This window comes from Thalassobacter sp. (assembly GCF_982993085.1).
In genome coordinates this window covers 1-5,241 of sequence record NZ_CEZFMW010000164.1, presented here as the reverse complement: position 1 = coordinate 5,241, position 5,241 = coordinate 1, and the positions used below count along the sequence as shown (strand labels likewise).

Below are 5,241 nucleotides of genomic sequence, written 5' to 3'. Positions count from 1 at the left end.
CGCGCCCTATGAAAAAGCAGACTGCCATGACCCGCGACTACATCGCCACCGCCCGTACACTGAACGAAGCGCTCCCCTATTTGCGCCGCTACGATGAGGCGATTGTCGTCATCAAATTGGGCGGTCACGCAATGGGATCCGACGAAGGAATGGCCAGCTTCGCACGTGATGTGGTGTTGATGCGCACCGTAGGCGTGAACCCCGTGATTGTGCATGGTGGCGGGCCAATGATTAACGCACTGCTGGACCGGCTGGGCGTTCAATCCACGTTCGTGCGCGGCAAACGTGTCACCGATGCAGAAACCGTCGAAGTCGTTGAGATGGTTTTGGCTGGCCAAGTGAACAAACGCATTGTTGCGGCAATCAATGCCCAAGGCGGCAAGGCCGTGGGCCTGTCGGGCAAAGATGCAGGGTTGATGACCTGCACACAAACTGACCCAGAACTGGGCTTTGTCGGCACGCCTTCCCATGTCGACCCGAGCCTTCTGCAACAGCTGTTCCAAGCCGAAATGATCCCAGTTATCGCCCCCATTGGTGCAGGCGAGGACGGCGAAACCTTTAACATCAACGGCGATACAGCTGCTGGTGCCATCGCAGGCGCGCTCAAGGCTGACCGCTTGATGCTCCTCACCGATGTGGCAGGCGTGAAGAACGCTAGCGGCGAGGTCGTCACCCAGATGACTTCCTCACAAGTGCGCGATATGACGGCCGAGGGCACCATCGCAGGCGGCATGATCCCCAAAACCGAAACAGCGATGGACGCGCTGGACCAAGGTGTGCGGGCGGTGGTTATCCTAGATGGCCGTGTCCCCAATGCGGCCTTGCTTGAGCTGTTCACCGATCACGGCGCAGGCTCATTAATCCGCGCAGAATAGCTCACACAACTGTGGTTTGTGATCCGCGCGGAACGCGATAAAACAAGCGCATGGAAAACGAAGCTCTCATTCGCCTAAGCATTTTTCTGGGCCTATTCGTCGTGTTGGCAGGTGTTGAGTGGTACGCTCCGCGCCGCGCACGCGTGCAATCACGCTCGGGCCGCTGGCTCACAAACTGGGGCATGACCATCGCCAACACAATTGCGCTGCGGGCGCTAGCCATCGCGCTTCCGTTTCTTGCTGTAGGCGCTGCAATTGATGCGGAAACGCAAGGCTATGGGCTATTCAACGTATTGCAGCTCCCACTTGCTCTAAACGTCGTCCTGACCATCCTAATTTTCGATTTCGCGATCTGGCTCCAACACCTGATAACACACAAAGTCCCGCTCCTTTGGCGGCTACACCAAGTACACCACTCAGATCGCGATCTAGACGTGACCTCCGCGATCCGCTTCCACCCGTTGGAGATTGCGTTTTCGATGCTGATCAAGATCGGCCTTGTCTATGCGCTCGGACCTGCAGCTTTGGCCGTGATCGCATTTGAAATTCTCCTGAATGCGACCGCGATGTTTAACCATGCCAATATTGCGATCCCGCAGCGTGTCGACCGCTGGCTGCGCCTGTTCATCGTCACGCCGGATATGCACCGCGTGCACCACTCTGATCAGCGTTCCGAACACGACAGCAACTACGGCTTTGCCCTCTCGATCTGGGATCGCGCCTTTGGAACCTACATTCCCCAGCCCAAGCAAGGCCACGACGGAATGACCGTTGGTCTTCGTTGGCAAGACAACCGAACAGCACGTTTGGACTGGGCGTTGCTGCTCCCGTTCCGCAATCGATGATTGTCCCAATATGAGTATTTGGGAAACAAAGGAGCGATTAACCTTAATTTCCCATTAACTTGGCTCATGCGAAACTAAAGTGTGGTACAGGGAGGAGTCCCAATGACCATGAACGAAGGAGGCCCCCATCTCTCGCTCTAACATAGCGGTTGGATGGGCTCTGACGCGTCTTCTTTGTTGCATAAATTCTCCCGCCGGAGGCTCCCACCTTTTCATCCTCGCGCGACCACGGCACAGTAGTCGCCATGGTATATGAAACATTTCAGTCCGAAGCCCGAGGTCGTGGACTAGTGGTGCTGGGCGGTCTTTACCCGAACGGTGAGGACGGTTGCCCTGAGGGCACGAAGACACTTCTTCTCCTCGGTCCAGATCCTGAGAATTTTTGGCCAATGCTGCAGTCTTCGGCCGAGTTTCAAGCGGCTGATCCGGTAGATCGTTGGTCCCGCCGTGTCATTGGGAATTGGGCCTGTGAACTGGGTGCCAAAGCTCTGTTTCCCTTTGGGGAACCCTTGCGACCGTTCATATCTTGGGCGCTTCAGTCCGGGCGCTGCCACCTCAGCCCGGCTACTCTATTGGTACATGACACCTATGGTTTGATGGTATCATTTCGCGGTGCTTTAGCCTTGAGGCAATGTATCGAACTGCCGCCTGCCCCACCCTCGCCTTGCTCAACTTGTGTGGACAAACCCTGCATCACAGCCTGTACAGTCGGTGCGCTTGGGTCAGGGTACGACACAGATAAATGTCATGCCCACCTAGACACAGCCGGAAACGACTGCATGTCCAAAGGATGCCGCGCGCGGCGTGCTTGCCCGGTTTCACCTCAACGGCCTGATGCACAGTCCGCCCATCATATGCGGTATTTTCACCGATGAAATTGATCCTCTTGCGCCATGCGAAATCGAGTTGGACCGACCCCCTCCAATCGGATCATGAGCGGCCGCTTAATCCGCGGGGTATGGCCAGTGCCGCAGCGATTGGCGACTGGTTGCGCGCAAAGGCGCACCTGCCGACCAAAATCCTTTGTTCCAGCGCCGCCCGCACACGTGAGACGTGGGACCTTATCCGTTTTGCAAACGTTCCGACTGAATTCTCCGATTGCCTCTATCACGCAAGCGAAGATTTTCTCAATCGCGCCATCGAACAGGCCGGTGATGCAAAATGCTTGATGGTCATTGGGCATAACCCCGGCCTCGGGGCGCTTGCCCTTCAACTCGCAGGTCCAGCATTTCAGGACGATGCTCTCTATGCCTTTCCCACTGGGGCCTGCCTCGTGCTGCAAGACGGCGCTGTCGCAGATTTTACCGTTCCCCGCCGCTTACTGGGCCCCTCGTAGCCCTACCCAACGCAAAAGGGGCCCCCGAAGGCGCCCCTTTTCAAGATATGAAATGCCAATCGCCCGAGGGCGGTGGCTCAGTGGCCGAGAATTTGGCTCAAGAACAGCTGCGTCCGCTCATTCTGCGGGTTGGTAAAGAACGGCTCTGGCGCGTTTTGCTCAACGATCTGGCCTGCATCCATAAAGATCACTCGGTTCGCGACCTGACGGGCAAAGCCCATTTCATGGGTCACGCAGAGCATGGTCATGCCTTCTTCCGCAAGCTGGATCATCGTGTCCAACACCTCTTTGATCATTTCGGGATCAAGCGCTGAGGTCGGCTCATCGAAGAGCATGATGCGTGGGCGCATACACAGTGAGCGCGCGATAGCCACACGTTGCTGCTGCCCCCCCGAAAGCTGACCGGGGTACTTGTTCGCTTGGTCAGGGATCTTAACCTTCTCAAGGAAATACATCGCTGTTTCTTCGGCCTCTTTTTTAGGTGTCTTCCGCACCCAAATCGGAGCCAGCGTACAGTTCTCAAGGATCGTCAGGTGCGGAAACAGGTTGAAGTGCTGAAAGCACATGCCAACCTCTGACCGGATCTTGTCGATGTTCTTAAGGTCCGAGGACAACAGCGTGCCATCCACGCTGATAGACCCTTGCTGATGCTCTTCCAGTGCGTTGATGCAGCGGATCAGCGTCGATTTCCCCGAACCCGAAGGCCCACAAATCACGATCCGCTCGCCGCGCTGGACCGTCAGGTCAATGTCGCGGAGCACGTGGAATGTTCCATACCATTTATTCATGTTCTGAATGGAAATGGCGACCTCGTCCGAGATTTGCATCTGGGAAGTGTTTACTGCGGTATCAGTCATAATGACGTCTCCTTAATGACGGTCTGTGCGCAGCTGGCCTTCAAGCCACTGCGAATATTTCGAAATGCCGAAGCAGACGACAAAGAACAGGATGCAGGCAAAGGCCCATGTTTCCCAGTAGACGCCCGCCCAGTCAGTTGAGCTGAGGATCGGCCCGCGGATCATGCCCACAAGGTCAAACATCGAGATCACCGACACCAGCGTTGTGTCTTTGAACAACCCGACAGCCACGTTCACGATACCTGGGATGGAGATCTTGAGAGCTTGGGGCAAGATGATCAGCCGCATGGCTTGAGCGTAGTTCAGGCCAAGACTATCTGCCGCCTCGTACTGGCCCGTGGGAAGGGCTGCGAGGCCACCGCGGATCACCTCAGCGATATAGGCCGCCGAGAACATAGTGATCATGATGATCACCCGCAGGATCAGGTCGATATTGCTATCGGGCGGAAAGAAGTACGCCAGAACCACGTTGGCCACGAACAACAGTGTAATCAACGGCACACCGCGCACGAACTCAATGAACACCACACAGACGATCTTGATCAGCGGCATGGTGGATTGACGGCCCAGTGCCAGCACGATGCCCAGCGGGATCGACAGCGAAACACACACAACACCGAGGATCATGTTCAGCATAAAGCCGCCCATGTTCCGGCTTTCAACCGCGTCCAGCGCGATGAAACCAGGCATGCCGCCTGCGATCATCCCAAATGCCTGCCAAACGACCCAAGCCCCCACAACGCCGCCGCCAAGAGCAGCCGCGAAGCCGTATTTATCCAGCTTGGTGAATGCGTAGTAGCCCACCATCACCCCAACCAGCGCGCCGATTGGTGTCAGGATCGTACCACCCCAAATCAGCCAGAAGGCCACAAATGGGTAAAGACCCGTCCCGATCAACATCCAGCGGGGCAGATACATCGGAAACAATGCCGGTGGCACAGCAAAGAACAACAGTGCAAAGGCTAATGAAGGGCGCCAGTAGAACTCAGATGGATACTCAAACCCAAAGAGCATCTGCGCATACCGCTCCGTCAGGACCGAAAAACAGCCACCGCCGCTGCCGGCTAGGACTTCGCGACATTCGCGGATGTTGTTGGTGACCCATGTGCCGTTCACGATCCAAGGGATCAGTCCCGACAGCAGCCAGTAGACCACATAGATGCCAACAGCCGTTGCGATGGCGTTCGGCACGCTCGAAATCAGGTTCGTCTTGATCCAATGCACCGCACCCGTTTCCCCCGGTGGTGGGGGAGCAGGTGGAATTTCTTGGGTGCGGACGAAGGCGGTGGAATGATCTTGGGCCATATTACCGCTCCTTCAATTTAACA

The 5,241-nt window shown here is 56.4% G+C and carries 5 protein-coding genes; 3 read left to right on the top strand and 2 right to left on the bottom strand.

Going from position 1 to position 5,241, the window contains the following annotated elements; genetic code table 11:
• The first annotated feature begins 8 nt into the window (after nucleotides 1–8).
• From argB to AC4GMC_RS17000, 3 genes are all read left to right on the top strand, one after another.
• Entirely contained in the window at nucleotides 9–875 is an 867-nt protein-coding gene (argB, locus tag AC4GMC_RS17010; RefSeq protein WP_487877639.1) for an acetylglutamate kinase, read from the top strand.
• A gap of 50 nt (nucleotides 876–925) precedes the next feature.
• A complete protein-coding gene (locus tag AC4GMC_RS17005; protein WP_487877633.1) occupies nucleotides 926–1,720 on the top strand; it encodes a sterol desaturase family protein in 795 nt (264 codons plus the stop codon).
• Between the two features lie 871 nt (nucleotides 1,721–2,591).
• A complete protein-coding gene (locus AC4GMC_RS17000; RefSeq protein ID WP_487877634.1) occupies nucleotides 2,592–3,056 on the top strand; it encodes a SixA phosphatase family protein in 465 nt (154 codons plus the stop codon).
• Between the two features lie 77 nt (nucleotides 3,057–3,133).
• On the opposite strand, the gene AC4GMC_RS16995 is transcribed toward AC4GMC_RS17000, so the two are convergent.
• Together AC4GMC_RS16995 and AC4GMC_RS16990 are read right to left on the bottom strand one after the other, a co-directional pair.
• The gene (locus AC4GMC_RS16995) at nucleotides 3,134–3,913 is read right to left on the bottom strand and encodes an amino acid ABC transporter ATP-binding protein (RefSeq protein WP_038008582.1); all 780 of its coding nucleotides are present in this window, start codon (nucleotides 3,911–3,913) and stop codon (nucleotides 3,134–3,136) included.
• A 12-nt stretch (nucleotides 3,914–3,925) separates the two neighbouring features.
• On the bottom strand, nucleotides 3,926–5,218 hold the full coding sequence (locus AC4GMC_RS16990; RefSeq protein WP_487877635.1) for an amino acid ABC transporter permease: 1,293 nt from the start codon (nucleotides 5,216–5,218) through the stop codon (nucleotides 3,926–3,928).
• Between the last annotated feature and the right edge of the window lie 23 nt (nucleotides 5,219–5,241).

Bases quoted from the DNA above. Each gene is read 5' to 3' on its own strand.
- AC4GMC_RS17000 (WP_487877634.1), top strand. From the start codon at position 2,592: ATGAAATTGATCCTCTTGCGCCATGCGAAATCGAGTTGGACCGACCCC.
- argB (WP_487877639.1), top strand. From the start codon at position 9: ATGAAAAAGCAGACTGCCATGACCCGCGACTACATCGCCACCGCCCGT.
- AC4GMC_RS17005 (WP_487877633.1), top strand. From the start codon at position 926: ATGGAAAACGAAGCTCTCATTCGCCTAAGCATTTTTCTGGGCCTATTC.
- AC4GMC_RS16995 (WP_038008582.1), bottom strand. From the start codon at position 3,913: ATGACTGATACCGCAGTAAACACTTCCCAGATGCAAATCTCGGACGAG.
- AC4GMC_RS16990 (WP_487877635.1), bottom strand. From the start codon at position 5,218: ATGGCCCAAGATCATTCCACCGCCTTCGTCCGCACCCAAGAAATTCCA.